Here is a 16487-nt window from a genome sequence, read left to right on the forward strand (position 1 = left end):
TTTTATTTGTGGTAAAAGGTATGTCTTCTATAGCTGCCGGAGGATCTGCTGCCCCCGGTCTCTGATTCTTCTTTTTCGTCTCCCAGGAACCGGGTACCAGTAAGCCCGGCGTAGGTAAAATAGCCAAGCACCAGCACCAGGTAACCTAAAAAGATATGTTTGATGTATTTACTCATGTGCGTGTGTTATTCAGAGGCATAAGGAGAGTAATCGCTGTTCATCCAACGGCTCTTTTCAAAGGAATAGTGGCGCATGGCTTGAACAATAGGCACAGCCGCCAGCAAGAGCAGCGTAATCCAGAAATTAGACCAGATGGGCACATCCTGCACCATTTTCAGGTCAAAGGTCTCGGGCAGGGTGGTGCCGTACGCCATGGTCTCCCGGGAAGGCTGCAGGTACACCTGGTAGGTTCCGTGCGGAATGGAGGAAAGGATCTGGTTTGTCCGGCTGTCGCCCTCGGTCCAATGCTCACCGTCCTCGTACCCGTGGTAGTACTCCACTCCCAGCTCCACATAGTATTCGCGACCGGTTTTCACGTTCAGCAAGGAAATACCGGTGGCAAACCAGGTATTGGTTACCGGCGCACTGAGAAACACCTGCAGGTTGGTGGAACCCAGGAAGGATGACCCTATTTCCACGGTGGGCCCGGGAACCGGCACAAGGGATACTCTTCCGGCCTCCTCAGTTACGGTAAAGGTTTTATCCAGCAGGACTTTGTTTTGGTGGAAAATGGTCAATACCACCTGTATCAACAGCAGCAGGGCGGCCGCAATGCCTGCTATCTTAGACACAAAGTCTAGCGAGAAGTTCTGGGAGAATGGCTCCACGGCCCCTACGTCTATTTTGTAGGGCATGGGGGCGGCAATAGAAAACGTCTCCTGCACCGTTTCAGGCTCCATATGCTCGCCCAGCATCCAGGTTTGCTCTACTTTGTTCACGCTCAGGGTGAGCATGTAAGGAGGCGAGACATACTCTATGTATTCACTGTTATCTTTCGTGATTTCCCAGAAGAACTCGCCCTGGGCATACAATACCTGCGAGCGGTACTTGTTGTACAGTTTGAAATCTGAGCCATTATAATGCAGCGAGGCAGTGTTTCGCTTGGCCCCGTTGGAGATATCACTGATGAACCGGAAGAACGTCCAGTGCCCGTCATACTCAGACAGGAAGGCATACCCGTGCACCGGGTTGAAAAGCACATACTCACGCCAACGGTACTTGTAATTTTGCTCTTTATAGACCAGAAACCCAACTACTTTGTACAGGATACCTTTGATCCGGCCCTCGGTCCCGATAGGAATAAGAGGCTCCTGCTTTTCCTTGTCTATGGCCTGGATCTGCACCAATCCCCTTTCCTGCACCTCTGAGAGGCGCGAGCACACAGCACAGGCTACGGTTTTGGCCTGCGCATACGTGTACAACTGAATGGGTTTCCTGCAGTTGGGGCACAGCGCTTCCAAAGGCAGCGCAGGCAGCTTGCCTTTCTCCTTCACTTCAAAGCCATTCATGGTGCACGCGGGTATTTTGAAGTGTCAGGTCCTGTAATTCCACGTACTTGCCCAGGTAGGCATGGGGCGTTCCGCTGCCGGTGGTGTGCAGAAGGCCCATCTGGCCATTGGTGCTGAATAACTCAATAGACGTAAAGTTTTTCTCCAGCAGGCCTTGCTCCGGCACCTCTCCTTCCCAGTAAATTTCTTTCACTTTATCAATGACTTCTATCTCAAGCGATATTTTGGAAATGCTGAGGGTCTCTCCTGCCGCACGACCGGTAAGCGGCAACAGACTTGTGTAGGTGCCCTCCTGAAACAGGCTGTAATTACCGGCCCAGTCGCCCAGCCAACCGGTTTTGCCGTTTTTGTATAAGATGAACCAGTGGTTGCGGTAGCCTTCGGTGAAGAAGTACTGGATGCGACCAATCACCTCAAAGGCCTGGTTTGTGTAAACCCCCGTTGTTCCAACCTGTAAGATGGTGAGCTCCTCTCTCACCGGTTCGGCTTTCTGGATTGGCGCCCCTTCCACACTTATTCTCCGGGCTATGGAAAGACAGGTGGGGCACACCTGCGCCAGGCTTATATCGGTTTTGAAGACCAAAGGAGCACTACAGGAAGGGCAAGGAAACGGGGTGCCCACGGGTGTCATCATAAATACGGTATAGGGTCAACCGATGATGGTAGACAGACACCTCGGCTGTTTTTGAATTGATTTTCTAAAAATAGAACTAAAATGTGAAAAAAAGCACAAACCTCACCATGAAAAGAAAAACCCCGAAGGGCTTCATTCCGTAATTACTTCCTTCCTTATTCCAGACTATCCTCCATTTCCTCTGCGTTCGTGCATCCCCGTTAAAGCCTATTCAGACCTTGACATTTCATAAGTTTCTCGTTTATAGGCTATTTCACATAATTCAGCCTGAAAATATGGCTTTGATGGGTTTGCAATAAACGCAGATCGAAGTTCTGACTGGTTAGTGATATCAAGCTCAATTTTCAAGACCATTCGCCCCTAGTGAATATTTTTTCAGGAAACCTATTGCAGATCTAATCAGTACAACTAACTTTGAAACGCAAAGTACTTTAAACACTCACCTCCGAGACCTGAAGATTGAAGAGAATTTGGGGTAAATGGTTCTGAGGCGGAAAGATTAGACAAAGATCAAGGCACCCATTAATACCTGAACAGCAGCTGGCGAGTTATCAGCTCAGGTTAATAGATACAAAAATCTTATAAAAGAAAACAACAGATGAACCAAAAGCCCTCTACCGAATACTTTGACTCTGAAATGGGAAAACAAGCCTTGAAACAGCACTCACACCCTCTATTCATTTTATAAACTACCCCCAATCTTTAACCAAAAAATTTTATCCATGAACTTTGAAACGCAAAGTACTTTAGACAAAACCACAGTTGAGCCATTGTCTCTACGCCTGCCTGGTAAGCCGCTCCTGCTCATGGGCCTGGGCTGCATTATCATTTCTTATGGTATTTTCCTGCTCCAGGAGTGGCAGCTCTGGAAGACCGGGGATGACTTTGGCGGAACGTTCCTTTTCAACTATCTCCTTGCCGGTGGGTACTTCTTTATTCTTTTCTTCAGAAAACTTTTCCGGTTCAAAGCTCCGTCCCAGAGTTTAGACCAGCTTATGTTGTTTCTGGTGTTGGGCCTGATCAGTGACTTCGCCCTGAACAAGGAGATGCGCCTCTTCACGCCTTCGGTGGATTGGTTTACGGGCTGGCTTGTAGTCACCTCGGTGGCCATGATCTGCTACTCATTCCGGTTCCTGCTCCCCAGAGCCCTACAAATGGTCATGGTATTTCTGCTGGGTTCCGGCGTGGTACTGTTCAGTTACTTTGCGCTGTATCTTGCCCCGTTTTACCTGGTAGGTCTGATGGGTGCCCTGGCCCTGGGACTGGGACTGCACATCTTTGTTCCCTTGTGCGCCGCAATTGCCCTGGTAGTGGCGGGCAAACGGATGGGACAGGCAGACCCGACCATGAACCGGTCTTTCCTGGCGGGCATTCTGGTGACTCTGCTGTTCACGTTGGTTTACCTGAGTTTGTGGCAATCTGGGTTGGAAAAAGTAAACCGGGTGATGAACTCCTATGAACTGCAGGACAAAAAAGAACTGCCCCGGTGGGTGGTCTTAAGCCAGCAGGTGCCCTCCACCCCCATCTTTGAGCGCATTGTGCAATCAGACCTGGTGTACCAGACCGCCGATGACTCCTTCAATCCATTCAGCATGCCAGATCGGCGGTTCGAGGACCAGCAACGCCATGATCCATTAGTGGTGGTGGCTACCCGGCTTTTCCGGAAACCCGATCTATCCCTGGAAGAGCGCATTAAAATTATGGAAAGCAGGTTCAACGCCCGCCACCTGGCACAGGAACGGCTTTGGTCTGGCCAGCATCTCTCCACCAGTAACGTCATTACGCAGGCCCAGCTGTTCCCGCAGTACCGGATGAGTTACACAGAGAAAATCCTGACGGTTTACAACAATAACCCCACGAACTGGGGCGAGGAAGAAGCCATTTTCACTTTCCACTTGCCCGAGGGCAGCGTGGTTACCTCGCTCTCCCTCTGGATCAACGGGAAAGAAGAGAAAGGCTATCTCACCACCCAAAGCAAAGCCGACAGTGCGTACACCACCGTGGTAGGGGTAGAAGTAAGAGACCCCTCTGTGGTGCACTGGCAGGAAGGCAACACGGTAAGCGTACGCGTATTCCCGTGCACCCCGCGCGAGTCCCGGCAATTCAAGATTGGCGTCACCTCTCCCCTGCGCCTGGAGAACGGGCAGTTGGTGTACGAGAACATTTACTTTGACGGACCTTCGGCCAAAAACGCAGCAGAAACCACCGTCCTCCGCATGGAAGACCCAACCCTCACACCAAGCCTGCCCACAGATTTTAAGCTGACTTCCGCAGGCCGATATGAAAGCTACGGGAGTTACAATCCCGACTGGAAGGTGAAGGTCCCCGCACCCGCGCTCAGTACCGCAGGCTTTCATTTTGACGGACACTCCTACCAACTACAGGAGTTCAAGCCCACTTACGCAGCCTTCAAACCTAGTCGCGTGTACCTGGATTTGAACAAATCCTGGACCGAGGGAGAATTCACTTCTGTCTGGAATTCCATGCAAGGCACCAAAGTCTATGCCTATCAGAATGGGATGATCAAACTCACCCAGAAAAACCACCTGGAGGTGTTCCGCCAGTTGCAACAACTGAACTATTCCCTTTTCCCGCTGCACCAGGTGAAAGAACCAGAACAGGCCCTGCTCATCAGCAAAGGCACCAGCAACTCTCCTAACCTGAGCGATCTGAAGGAAAGCGCTTTTGCCGAAGATTTCCGGAAAACGGCCCCAAAACAAACGCCCATCCGGTTTTTCCAGGTTGGCCAGGAGTCTTCACCGTACATCAAAACTTTGAAGGAACTGAGTCTGCTGCAATACGAGGAAGGCACCCTGGAAGACCTGCTCCAGAGGCTGCAGACAAAACAGTTTAAGCAGACAATCAAAGACCCAGAGGCGGTAGTCCTAGCCAGTTCCAGGGTAAAAATCACCAAAATTGCTACCACAGATTCTTCCCAGGCCGGACCAGACCACCTCATGCGTTTGTTTGCCTACAACCATTTGCTACAACAGATTGGCCCTAACTATTTCCAGAAAGATTACCTGGAAGAAAACCTGATCAACGAAGCTGCCCAGGCCAATGTGGTGAGTCCGCTTTCCAGCCTTATCGTGCTGGAAACCCAGAACGATTATGACCGGTTTGGCATTGAGGAAAGCAAAAACAGCCTGGGCAATGCCAGCGTGAAATCCTCGGGGGCGGTGCCGGAGCCGCATGAATGGGCCCTCATCTTTATTGTGATTCTGGTGGTTTCAATCTCGGTTTTAAAACCTCGGTTGTTGTCATGAGAGGTTTAATGGCCCTAAATTCCCAGACAGTACCACCCCAGCGCCTTATTCTGGCGCTGGGGCTAGGTACGGGCTATCTGGTGGTAGCTGGTTTATTCCTGCGCCAGTACCTTTTATGGAACCCGCAGTGGCTCCTGGGAATAGCGCTTCTCCCCTTCATCACCCTACCAACCGAGCGTAAATTTTCACCTTTGCTGCTGGTGTCCATTGCGGTTTTGCTGGGTCTTTCGGCTTTCTCCCAAATCACTACCATCTACTTCCTGGGTTTTCTGCTGGTACTATGGCTGGTGATACAAACGGTTCTGGGCAGATCCGGCATTTACCCGCTCCTGATGTTAACGGTGGCCTCGCCTATCTTCAGCTACGTGGCCGATGTCCTGAGTTTCCCGCTTCGGTTACAGCTCACCAAAGCCGCAGCAGCAATCTTAGACCTTGGACATTCTACCGTGGATGTAGCGGGCAACATCATTCTGCTGAATGGGGAGGAGTTCTCCGTTGACCCGGCCTGCGCGGGGTTGAACATGCTGGCGTTCTCGTTAATGATAGCCGTTTTCCTGCTCGCGCACCTGCACAAAACCAGTCAGAAGCCCTGGCCTTACTGGCTGCTCTTTGCCTTTCTGTTGCTCATGCTGGGGCTTAACCTGATCTGCAATCTCCTCCGGATCTTGGTGTTGGTCCTGCTCCGTATTGGCCCAGAGGACCGCATGCATGATGCCGTGGGGCTCCTGTGCCTTATTGTGTACGCCATTCTCCCCTTCTTTTTCCTGGCCAGGAAAGTAAACCAAGGCCGAAAAAGTACATCCAGGCCAACCGCTGCTGGCACCAGAGAAGCATTTTCTGGCAAAGCGGTGGTGCTGCAAGTTAGCCTTTTGCTTTGCGTGGCCGCCGCAGGGTACCAGGTGCAGCACAACCGGCCCTTACCGCAAGCTGCGGCTCCGCTTCAGGTGCCGGGCTTCAAAAAGGAAGTCCTGCTAGATGGCGTGCACAAGTTCACCAACGGGCAGGCTTTGCTTTACATGAAACCCATCCGGGCTTTTTACTCCACTGAGCATCACCCCATGATTTGCTGGGAAGGCAGTGGTTATCTCTTCAAGAACATCGCGCCTGGTATGGTTGCTGGCAACCTGGTATACACCGGCACTTTAACAAAGGGAAAAGACCTCCTGTTTACTGCCTGGTGGATGGACAACGGGCAACACCAAACCATTGAGCAAACAGATTGGCGCTGGCGCATGGCGAAGGGAGAACCGGCTTTTCACCTGGTAAATGTCACGGCCGCTTCAGAAGAAGAGCTCCACCGGCAAGTTCAACAACTTTTAGGCCCACCAAGCAAGGGAAAGGAACAAGCAAAACGATATTCTTTTCTCACCTTTCCTTAAAGGAGAAGCCTCTGTTTCAGGGCTGTTTTTGTTAAAACAAACCCAGAACAGAGGCTTCTTTAAATCTTAGAAAACTGTTACAGCTCCTGAGCAGTTCCGGCCAGAACGGCGTTCCGGTAACTGGCGGCGCTGCCTTGACCTAAGAAGTAAATCAGGATGCCCACTACGGTACAGGTAGTCATAACTCCCACCATGGGCAAAGCCGTTCCATTGTGCAGCAAACTTACCGCCCCGGAAACCAAGGCCCCGATTCCCATCCGGAAGCTCCCCCCCAGTGCCGAGGCGCTCCCCGCAAACTTTGAGAAAGGAGCCAGAGACAGCGCCGAGGCGTTTGGCGCAGTAAGCCCCTGGCCTAACAGAAACAGGAACAGGACAATGATCAGGCCTAGCTTATCGTACCAGCCGGCATACACTCCCAGCACCATCAGGGCACCGATCACCGTTTGGTACACCAGGCCCATCTTGATGATCTGCTCGCTCTTGAGCTTACGCAAAAGCAGGTGGTTGAACTGCGGTGAACCAATCATGGCCACAGACAAGATAGCGAAAATCCAGCCGTATTCCTGCTCACTCACTTTATAGATGTTCATGAACACATCCGGCGAGCCCGAGATATAGCCAAAAGGGGCCGCCGAGGCGATCCCGCCCACCAGGGTGTACACCAGGAACTGAGGATTCCGGAGCACGGTAAAGAAGTTGCCCAACACCGCCTTGGGCCTGAGCGACATGGTAGGATCGGGTTGCTTGCCCTCCGGTAGGGCGAAGAAGATGCCCACCAGAATCAGGAAGGTAATTACCGCCAGCACAATGAACACTGAGTGCCACCCAAACGCAGCCGTTACATAACCACCCACCGTTGGGGCAATCATAGGCGAAACGGCAATCACCAGAATCAGCCAGGAGAAAACTTTGGCGGTCTCAGAGATCGGGAACAAATCGCGCACCAGGGCCTGACCGGCCACCATCCCGGCGCAACCGCCAATGGCCTGCAGGAACCGCATCAGAATGAGGGTATCAGCTGAATTTGCGAAGGCACACCCAATGGAGGCCGCAATGTACACGCCCAAACCGGCATACAGCGGGTACTTCCGCCCGAACCGGTCCAGCAAAGGGCCGTAGAGCAGCTGCCCCACCGAGATACCGATCAGGTAAGCCGTAAGGGAAAGTTGTACTTTGGAGATGGTGGTATTGAGGTCCTCGGCAATAGCCGGAAACCCCGGCAAGTACATGTCAATGGAAAAGGGGCTGATAGTGGAGAGGGAGCCCAGTATCAGGATAATGATAAAGTATTGTTTACGCGTCATAGTGGTAAGCCAAAGAGGGCAAAGGTACGGTTCTAGCGGGCAAACTCCCGGAAAAATGGCTTTACCCTAGTACCCTCTGTGAAACTAGCTCCTTCTTACGCGATTGAACCTGAGGTGATCAAGTGTTTTTATACTGTTTTCAGGAAAACAGACCTGAAACCCCAGATTAGCTCCCAACACCCTGATTCCTGCACTTTTTACCATAAAACAAAATCAGCCGGAAAAGATGGGTTCAAGCATCTCCTTCGGCTGATCTTTGTTATTTTAAGGGATGGACTCCTACTTTCCTTCCTTGTAAAGCAGATGATAGTACTCATCGGCCATGCGCTCAGAGCCAAAATAGGCCACTACATCGCGCATGCTTTGCTTCATGATGCTGACCCATTTCTCGCGGTTCTGGTAATACGTTGGGATCACCTCGGTCTCCAGGATGTGCATCATGTTGGTGTAGTCCTGCTGGTCCTGCTCATAGTCTGGCAGCGTGGTATCCACAATAGGGAACAAATAGCTGTTCTCCCCGTGCTTGCCGAACTCCGGAATCCAGCCGTCCTGCACCGAGAAGTTAATGGCTCCGTTCATGGCCGCCGTCATCCCGCTGGTACCGGAAGCCTCCCGGGGCCGGCGAGGCGTATTCAGCCAGATATCGGCACCCTGTTTCAGCTTCGCCGAAAGGTCTAATTCATACCCGGTGAGCACCGCCACATTCTTCTTCTGGTGCGAGACATCAATCAGTTTGTTGAAGATGTTGATGGCCCCAAAATCAAACGGATACGGTTTACCAGCCCAGATCACCTGCACGGGCTGCCCCTCCTGGTTGATGAGTTCAAAGAAGCGGTGCAGGTCATACAGAAGCAGATCGGCGCGTTTGTAGGCGGCAAACCGGCGGGCCCAGACAATGGTGAGTACCTCGGGGTTGAAGAGTTTGCCCGTTTGGTCAGCCACAATGTCAAACAGGGGCTTTTTCATCTCTCTCTTCAACGCCAGCAGTTTATCGTTATCCTCCGCGTCCAGGGCTTGGCGCAGACTTGTGTTCTGCCAATAGGTGATGTTCTGCGCGTTGGTGATGGATCTGATCTCCGCAATGCCTTCGTTGCCGTACCACATGTCGCGGGAAACCTCGCCGTGCAGTTTAGACACGCCGTTGGCAATCTTGGACAGGCGCAGTGCCACCAGGGTATAGTTGAGTGATGGACCATAAGTGCCCGAGATATGCCTCGCCTCCTCTACCGGCAAGGCCCCGAAAAATGACATCTTGGCCAGCAGGTCTACATCGTGCTCCTCGTTCCCGGCTTTTTCCGGGGTGTGGGTAGTGAACACCATGCGCTTTTTCACCTCGTGCAGATCGCGGTACTTATCAAAAAGGTGGAACACCAGCGGCAAGGCATGGGCCTCGTTCATGTGGTAAATGGCCGATCCGCCCAGGGTCTCCACCACTTTGGCGCCGCCAATCCCCAGCACAATGCTCTGGGCAATGCGGGTGGGCAGTTCCGGGTCATACAACCGGTGGGTAATAGTACGGCTCAGGTAATCGTTCTCGGGGATATCGGTGGTGAGGAAATACATGGGCACCGTTCCGAAGGTCTCTGCCGGTAACACCAGGGCTTTCACCCAAACCGGATTGTTGTGGATGTTGACCTGCACCATAATGCCGGTGTCTTCCAGAAAGGTGTAATACTTCTTCTGAAACTGAACGCCCATCAACTGGTCATCCGTCCGGACCTGGTCATAGTAGCCGTAGCGCCACAAGATTCCAATGCCAATCATGTTCTGCCGCAGCTCATAGGCACTGCGCATGTGCGATCCGGCCAGGTACCCTAAACCACCAGAATAAATTTTAAGGGCCTGGTGAATCCCAAATTCCATGCTGAAATAAGCAACCCGTTCACTGTATTTCTCATTAATGGTATACGGATGATACCATTTGCTGTAGTTCCCCATAAAGAATTGGTTTTACCAATTGAATGAAAGTTTAATTTCAGTGCTCCTCCTTCACATTTAGCCAAGACAATCATCCTGGTCTCTTCTGGCTGAGAGCGAGCAAAACGTATTAATACTAAGGATATTCTCTCTCACAAACAAGTACAAAAAGGAATAATTTTTATAACAGAAACAAGGCTATATTTATCTTAAACCAGAATATATAGGATATTACATGTCTGCCAAGCAAGGTAAGAAGGTGGATTTTCGGGCTGTTTTCCTTGAAACTTGCTTAAACGAAAGAGTCTATTCTACCTTCATTTTCTCTCCGGAAGCAAGTGCCTTTTTGCTTGCATCAGCATTTTGGATGACAGGAATCAAATACTACCATGGTCCTAAAAGAGCGATGAGCCAAAACGTCTCCCTGTGGCAGGGATACAGGTTAGTATTAAATTAAAAGGTAGTGTTTTGGAGCCATTTATCTGAAAACAGCCCCAAAACACTACCATATTCGGTGAGTTACTTAATATTCTAAAAAGTGCTACCCAGCAGCAGCAACTGACTGCCTGCTACTCAACGGCCAAAATCATCCTGCACGCGCACGATGTCGTCTTCGTTAGACGGATTGGTAGCATCGGTGTGCTGCCAGATTTCGGCCAGCACGCCCCAATTATCCAGGCCTACCAGGCGGTGGCGCTCAGATTGTTTCAGGGTAATCAGAGCTCCGGGTTCAAGTCTCTGCAGTTCGCCTTCCTCATCGGTGGGACTAGTCACTACCCCCACTCTTCCCTTTACAACTTTCCAGATTTCGGCTCTGCGGTGGTGGTACTGCCACGAAAGGCGTTTATCAGGTGCTACCACAAGGATTTTAGGGCTCAGTTTACCGGAGATTCTCAGATCGTCCACCGAAATCCCGTCAAAGTAGGTATCAGCAAATTGCTGGGCCTGGTTTTCATCAATCACAAAAAAACCGCCCCAAGGTCGGGTCTGGTCCTGGCTGGCGATGTTAAACCCTCTGGCAGTAAGTTCCTGCTCTATCTCCTGAAATAGCGCTTGTTTCTGGTTGTCTGTTGACATAGTGGTTCATTTGTAGATACAGAGGCTAATTTACAAGTGAATGCCAGAATACCTACAAGAAATTGTAACTACTCCATAAAACAAGCAAAGGTTCTTACTATTGATATCTCAGCATAAGTTAACCAAACCACATTCTTTCAGGCAGGCAGGGCTCCAGCATGGACTTGTGAGGTAAAATATGGTATGTAGAGGGTGGTAGGTAAATGGACTTTTCTCTTAAAAAGCAGCGGCACCTGTTCTATGCTTAGGCTCCAAAAATCATCCTAAGATATAACATCTGAAATCTAAGAATACGGGTTTGAAGATAAGCATCAAGGACCGGTATCTATGCCAGTATCCAAAATTTCGGGATAGAACCGTAATGTCTTGATAAGTTCTTTTTAGGTTACCCCTGCTTGACACTCCTTTACTCTTATTTATTCAACATCTTTCACCACTAAAGTACCCGATAAAGAATCATGAAGACCACTTTTACTAAACAGGAATGATAAGTGTTCAAAAGGGATCAATCTGCATAATGTTCTTATAATGACTGTGGTGAGGGTTAGTGGTTCCCCAGTAGTACTCACTACACTTGTTCTGGTTAGAACTTTGCCAATTGTCTTTTGATATAGGTATTCTAAAACTATATAATAAAAGAAGTAAGTAAATGCCAAAGAAAAATAACCAATAAACTTCTCTTCTGAGGAATACTCTTCCGTTGTATAATCCGGCATGTAAAATAGGTTTATAATAACTGTAACAACCATTGATAAAAAGTAGAACGCCAGATGATCAATAAAAAAATTAACCAATCTAAGAACTGATCTTGCCCTTATCCCTTGCAAAGAGTTTTCCATTTCAAGTTCCTCTACCTTCTCTGTATCACCATTTCTTTTATAAATCTCCAGTCTAGCAGCCTCCACTGCTAAGGGCTCATAAGAATCACGGTGAACCGTTACCATTTCAACCAACTGCTCGTCTGTCAGTGCTGTTACTTCTTCTGAGTATTTATTATTCATGGCTGAAAGATTAATTATATATATATAATATTATTTTTACACAATCACTTACCTGCCAGTTTTAAACACTAAGCCAGCACCTTTCTTCTCCAATTGATTAATTCAATATCTGCTTAAATAATTATCCAATAAGCACTTTTATAGCAAATTACAACAAGTACAGCATGTCATAATTAAACAACATTCCAATAAAGAATATATTAAATCAAATTCATAAGCAATCAGTAACTTATTGCAAGTCATTAAAAAAACCAAATTAATACTAATCAACAAGTAAATAAAATTTTATTCGCTATATTTATACAAACAAGAAGATGTTAAATTTAGCACAATTTCTACTCAACAATATTTTAAATTAATTTCAATTAATACATTCTGTTCCTGTTTACCTGATTAAACGAAACCTCTTATTACATTATGTGCCACTTTTTGCAAGACAGGGTCTCCTATATAAATATCTTGATATCTATGATAAAGCCTTCTTATATACACTGTTCTTTCATCACTTCTTAGTGGTTTACCTCCATTTTTATTAAGTCCATCTAATGTTCCCTTACTCCTCAAAAGGCTGTTTAACACTTTATGCTCTTCTTTTGAGTGTATTAATACTGTTGGCCATTCTTTGTTATACAGATTATTGAATTTATCTGGTGGAACCAAAGGAGCAAGATGGTTACCTTCTACTACATGGTGCCAATCCCAATCACCTTTATTTTCTATCATTCCTCCTTCAGCAAGCCTGCTAAAAATGGTATGCTTCTTTGACACAGCGTTATTGTAAGTAGAAAAATAACGGTACCCCCTTTTATGGTGGTTGGCGACATAGATACCAGGTATACCTTCAAATGGATCCCAGCTAATTCCTAGTAGATAGTTTTCCATAGAAGCAATAGTTTTAAAGATGCAGTAAATGCATATTGAACTTTCTTCCTATTTACCATCCCTGCTCCCCAACATACTCTAGTTCATGGTAGCGTTTGTTGCCCATGTTCTTTCCAATTAATTGAAATTCAAACTTCTCTAAGCAGCTCACTTTCTGCTAGTTGCATACCACCAGACGTAATTTCCCACCGAAAATCCTGTAATTCACTATTCCAATCGAGGTAGATAGTATCCCCTTTCTGAACCTCGCCTGCTATTATTTTATTGGATACCGCATTGCCCAACCGCCTCCTGATGGTTTCTTTAAGGGGCCTTGCGCCGTAAACAGGCGAGAAACCCGTATTGACTAAGTCATCTTTTGCAGCGGGCGAAAGCACTAATTCAATTCCTTGGCGGCGCAAAATCTTTGAGAAATTAGCCAGATGAATTTCCAGAATTTGTGGGGCTACGGCTTTGGAAATTGGGGCAAAAGGAATAATGTCCATGCTGCGGCCTAGCATTTCGGGACGGAACCGGCCAGTTTGCTGGATCAGCTCTTTCAGGCTTTCCTCTGTTGGAACGCTGCCTTTCTCAAATTCAGCTGTGATTTTATCAGCTCCTACGTTGGAGGTAAAAATGACCACGGCATTGGTGAAGTCGCCCTTTTTGTCTAGTTTATCGTGTACGGCGCCTTCGTCCAGAATTTGCAAAAACACGTCATAAACGCTTTGGTGGGCTTTCTCTATCTCATCAAATAGCACCACAGAATAAGGTCGTTGCCGGATTTTATTTACTAGCAAACCACCTTCCTTGTAGCCCACATATCCCGGAGGTGAGCCGTACAGCAAGGCAGCCGAATGTTCTTCCTTGAACTCGGACATATCAAACCGTACCAATGCCTTTTCATCGTTGTAAAGGGATTCTGCGATGGTTTTGGCCAGTTCGGTTTTACCGGTACCAGTGGGTCCTAAAAAGAAAAACACCGCTGCAGGTTTATTGGGTTCTTTGATACCGGCCCTTGATCTCCGCAACGCATCTGACACAGTGCTCAAGGCATGGTCCTGCCCTACTATCCGCTTCCGGAAGATAGCTTCCAGGTTCCGCAGCTTATCCTGCTCGGTGCTCTGGATTTTACCCATCGGGATGCCCGTCAGGTAGGCTACCATGGCCGTTACGTCTTCTTTCTCCACTTGGGTTTTGTAGGTGCTGCTCCAGTCGCGGAGTTTGGCTAACTTTTGGGGCCAGTCCGTTTCCGGGGTGTTTTCCTGATTTAGCTCATCATCCAGGCGGCTGACCAGAATATTACTCAAGCGGTTGCGGACCCGCTGCTCAAACTCTTTGGTTTTCTGGTTCCTTTTCTGCTCATCCGTTTCCAGCACCAGGGCTGCCCACTCAGTTTCCAAATCATCTAGCTCAGCCGCCGAGGTATCGTTCATGACCTTCACTGCCGACATGGTATAGTCAATCACTTCTATGGCCGAGGCGGGCAGGTTCTTACCAGCCAGGTAGCGTTTGGCCAGGAACACAGCATCAGGAATGGCTTCTGGGGAGAGTTGCAGGTTATGGTGGGTTTCAAACCGAGGCACGATGCCCTGCAGCATTTCAATGGCGAGGGATTCATCTGGCTCGTCTACCTGCAACAAGGTGAACCGGCGCCTAAAAGCTTCATCTGATTCAATGAATTTGCGGTATTCGGTCTGGGTGGTGGCACCAATCACTGTCAATTCACCCCGGGCAAGTTCAGGCTTGAGCAGGTTGACCGCACCGGAGCCTACCGAACCGTTTTCATCCAGCAGAGCGTGGATCTCGTCAATAAACAGAATGGCTTTGCCGCTGTATTCTTTGATGGCTTTGAGCACCTCTTTCAGACGTTGTTCCACTTCGCCTTTGTAAGCGCCAGCTACCAGCCTGCCATTTACGTCCAGTTCAAAAATAGTAGCATCTTTCAGGTTTGCTGGTACTTTGCCGATTAATATGTTTAAGGCCAATCCGCCAACTATGGCTGTTTTCCCAACCCCCGGCTCGCCGGTAATCAGCACGTTGGGTGACAGGCGTTTGCCCAATATCTCTACCAGTTGCTTCAGTTCTTTGTCGCGGCCCAGCACCGGGTCTATTTTGCCCTGCCGGGCACGGGCGGTGATATCCTCGCAATACTTATCCAGTGCACGAGCCATGGAGCGGGCAGAACCGTTTTTGGCTTCGCCGTTTGTAGCTAATGCAGCAGACACCTCGTTCTGGGCACTTTTACCCTCGCCAAATTCGCTCAGACTGATGGGGAAACGCTTCAATTGCTCAGCGGTGAAGGCTACTTCCGGGGTGCAAATTGCCTGTAAAAGATGGAGGGGAGTAATTTGCGGCTCAAAGTTTTTGCTCCGGATTTTATCGGCTTCTTTGAAGGTGGCTTTGGCCTGGTCGTCTGCGGATGGGTTTTCTACGGTGCGGGTAGATTTGGGGTAATGCTCTATGCGGAACTCGGCCCAGTTCCGGAGTTTGAATATGTCTTTCCCTAATCCCTCTAAGAAATGCTGGACACCCATGTCTTCCTGCAGTATTCCCCACAGCAAATGACCACCCGAAAATTTTCCTTGGGCATATTCCCGAGCTTTCTGTTGCGCCACTCCCACGGCATCAATTAACGGTGGGGAAAGCAGGAATTCAGTATTCATTTCACATAGATTTAGCGGACGGTTACGTGTTGATTAGGTTCTACAAAAGCCGCCACGCGGCAACGGAGAGGAACGGTAAGTTCCCACTGTGGCACACCGCTGCCAGATGGATAGGTTTCCCGGTCTGAATGAGGCGTAACTGGAATTATTTTTACCAGGCTATCTGGTCCTGATTGCTGCCAACTGGAAAGGACAATCTGTCTGAGCTTCTTTGTTTCAGAAGTGCCCGGGAACATGGCGTTGGCCTTTTGCAGATCATATTTCCCTTCTGTTTTGAACCGATCAGCTGGAATTTGGCTGTAGGCTAACAGGTTGAAATCGTTTATACCGGGCAGTTCGCTGGCTTGCACCACATAGGCACCTTTGGCCAACCGGCCAGTACGGTAACCCAGCCGTCGTTCCACTTCGGATAAGCTTTGGCCGGCTATATACTTGAGCTGCGTGAAGCAGCCTTTTGGGTGAATAGTTTCTCCTACGTGCATGGTGATAAGGAATAAAAGATTTTATTTATGCTTCTTAAGTAAAATTCATAACATGAGTTTATGCTGTTGAAGTACAAGAGCAGACTTGCTCTTGTTTAACTTGAATATATTCAAAATGAGAGTCTGACTAACTTTTTTGAATAATTATTGGGGATGAACCTTCCTCCAAGGAGTTGTAATCATCTAAATGAATGTGATAGCCAGCTGGAATGGTATCCTGCGCTATATTCATAAAATGATTCGCCATAGAAATTAATCCCTCTTTGTTTGCTTTAAAAAAGATTGTATCTTTTTCCACTTTGATTTCAATTTCGAATCCTTTTACCCATTTATATTTAAAACCTTCATTTGGGTCATATTCTGGAACTTCAAGTTTTATTTCCATTGATTTT

Annotated in this window: 13 protein-coding genes; 2 read left to right on the top strand and 11 right to left on the bottom strand. The window is 48.5% G+C overall.

Features of this window, described 5'->3' with window-relative positions; genetic code table 11:
- Positions 1-2: 2 nt before the first annotated feature.
- From JT719_RS04325 to JT719_RS04335, 3 genes are read right to left on the bottom strand one after another with little or no spacing between them, the layout of a single operon-like run.
- Positions 3-176, bottom strand: a complete 174-nt coding sequence (locus JT719_RS04325; RefSeq protein WP_207431267.1) for a hypothetical protein — start codon at positions 174-176, stop codon at positions 3-5.
- 9 nt (positions 177-185) lie between these two features.
- On the bottom strand, positions 186-1508 hold the full coding sequence (locus tag JT719_RS04330; RefSeq protein WP_207431268.1) for a DUF4178 domain-containing protein: 1323 nt from the start codon (positions 1506-1508) through the stop codon (positions 186-188).
- Positions 1495-2142: a hypothetical protein gene (locus tag JT719_RS04335; protein ID WP_207431269.1), complete on the bottom strand. Its 648-nt coding sequence runs from the start codon at positions 2140-2142 to the stop codon at positions 1495-1497. The genes JT719_RS04330 and JT719_RS04335 overlap by 14 nt, the downstream gene beginning before the upstream one ends.
- Before the next feature lie 722 nt (positions 2143-2864).
- Between JT719_RS04335 and JT719_RS04340 the strand changes: the two genes are divergently transcribed.
- Both JT719_RS04340 and xrtN read left to right on the top strand, forming a co-directional pair.
- Positions 2865-5408 (top strand): XrtN system VIT domain-containing protein, encoded by a 2544-nt coding sequence (locus tag JT719_RS04340; protein ID WP_207431270.1) that lies wholly within the window; start codon positions 2865-2867, stop codon positions 5406-5408.
- A complete protein-coding gene (xrtN, locus tag JT719_RS04345) occupies positions 5405-6787 on the top strand; it encodes an exosortase N (RefSeq protein WP_207431271.1) in 1383 nt (460 codons plus the stop codon). The genes JT719_RS04340 and xrtN overlap by 4 nt, the downstream gene beginning before the upstream one ends.
- Positions 6788-6864: 77 nt before the next feature.
- On the opposite strand, the gene JT719_RS04350 is transcribed toward xrtN, so the two are convergent.
- The 8 genes from JT719_RS04350 to JT719_RS04385 all read right to left on the bottom strand — a co-directional run bounded on the left by JT719_RS04350 (position 6865) and on the right by JT719_RS04385 (position 16480).
- Positions 6865-8091, bottom strand: a complete 1227-nt coding sequence (locus tag JT719_RS04350; RefSeq protein ID WP_207431272.1) for a Bcr/CflA family multidrug efflux MFS transporter — start codon at positions 8089-8091, stop codon at positions 6865-6867.
- A 279-nt stretch (positions 8092-8370) separates the two neighbouring features.
- Positions 8371-10029 (bottom strand): alpha-glucan family phosphorylase, encoded by a 1659-nt coding sequence (glgP, locus tag JT719_RS04355; protein ID WP_207431273.1) that lies wholly within the window; start codon positions 10027-10029, stop codon positions 8371-8373.
- A 552-nt stretch (positions 10030-10581) separates the two neighbouring features.
- Positions 10582-11085, bottom strand: coding sequence for a cupin domain-containing protein (locus tag JT719_RS04360; RefSeq protein WP_207431274.1), 504 nt, complete (start codon positions 11083-11085; stop codon positions 10582-10584).
- A 416-nt stretch (positions 11086-11501) separates the two neighbouring features.
- Positions 11502-12086, bottom strand: a complete 585-nt coding sequence (locus tag JT719_RS04365; RefSeq protein ID WP_207431275.1) for an RDD family protein — start codon at positions 12084-12086, stop codon at positions 11502-11504.
- Positions 12087-12479: 393 nt separating this feature from the next.
- On the bottom strand, positions 12480-12968 hold the full coding sequence (locus JT719_RS04370; RefSeq protein WP_207431276.1) for a hypothetical protein: 489 nt from the start codon (positions 12966-12968) through the stop codon (positions 12480-12482).
- 128 nt (positions 12969-13096) lie between these two features.
- Positions 13097-15613, bottom strand: a complete 2517-nt coding sequence (locus JT719_RS04375) for an ATP-dependent Clp protease ATP-binding subunit (RefSeq protein ID WP_207431277.1) — start codon at positions 15611-15613, stop codon at positions 13097-13099.
- A gap of 11 nt (positions 15614-15624) precedes the next feature.
- Positions 15625-16095: a hypothetical protein gene (locus JT719_RS04380; protein ID WP_207431278.1), complete on the bottom strand. Its 471-nt coding sequence runs from the start codon at positions 16093-16095 to the stop codon at positions 15625-15627.
- Between the two features lie 127 nt (positions 16096-16222).
- Positions 16223-16480 (bottom strand): Imm32 family immunity protein, encoded by a 258-nt coding sequence (locus JT719_RS04385; RefSeq protein ID WP_207431279.1) that lies wholly within the window; start codon positions 16478-16480, stop codon positions 16223-16225.
- Between the last annotated feature and the right edge of the window lie 7 nt (positions 16481-16487).

The organism is Sabulibacter ruber (assembly GCF_017355955.1).
Lineage (GTDB): Bacteria > Bacteroidota > Bacteroidia > Cytophagales > Hymenobacteraceae > Nibribacter > Nibribacter ruber_A.

Coding starts and splice junctions, on each gene's coding strand:
- JT719_RS04325 (WP_207431267.1), bottom strand. CDS start 176: ATGAGTAAATACATCAAACATATCTTTTTAGGTTACCTGGTGCTGGTG.
- JT719_RS04330 (WP_207431268.1), bottom strand. CDS start 1,508: ATGAATGGCTTTGAAGTGAAGGAGAAAGGCAAGCTGCCTGCGCTGCCT.
- JT719_RS04335 (WP_207431269.1), bottom strand. CDS start 2,142: ATGATGACACCCGTGGGCACCCCGTTTCCTTGCCCTTCCTGTAGTGCT.
- JT719_RS04340 (WP_207431270.1), top strand. CDS start 2,865: ATGAACTTTGAAACGCAAAGTACTTTAGACAAAACCACAGTTGAGCCA.
- xrtN (WP_207431271.1), top strand. CDS start 5,405: ATGAGAGGTTTAATGGCCCTAAATTCCCAGACAGTACCACCCCAGCGC.
- JT719_RS04350 (WP_207431272.1), bottom strand. CDS start 8,091: ATGACGCGTAAACAATACTTTATCATTATCCTGATACTGGGCTCCCTC.
- glgP (WP_207431273.1), bottom strand. CDS start 10,029: ATGGGGAACTACAGCAAATGGTATCATCCGTATACCATTAATGAGAAA.
- JT719_RS04360 (WP_207431274.1), bottom strand. CDS start 11,085: ATGTCAACAGACAACCAGAAACAAGCGCTATTTCAGGAGATAGAGCAG.
- JT719_RS04365 (WP_207431275.1), bottom strand. CDS start 12,086: ATGAATAATAAATACTCAGAAGAAGTAACAGCACTGACAGACGAGCAG.
- JT719_RS04370 (WP_207431276.1), bottom strand. CDS start 12,968: ATGGAAAACTATCTACTAGGAATTAGCTGGGATCCATTTGAAGGTATA.
- JT719_RS04375 (WP_207431277.1), bottom strand. CDS start 15,613: ATGAATACTGAATTCCTGCTTTCCCCACCGTTAATTGATGCCGTGGGA.
- JT719_RS04380 (WP_207431278.1), bottom strand. CDS start 16,095: ATGCACGTAGGAGAAACTATTCACCCAAAAGGCTGCTTCACGCAGCTC.
- JT719_RS04385 (WP_207431279.1), bottom strand. CDS start 16,480: ATGGAAATAAAACTTGAAGTTCCAGAATATGACCCAAATGAAGGTTTT.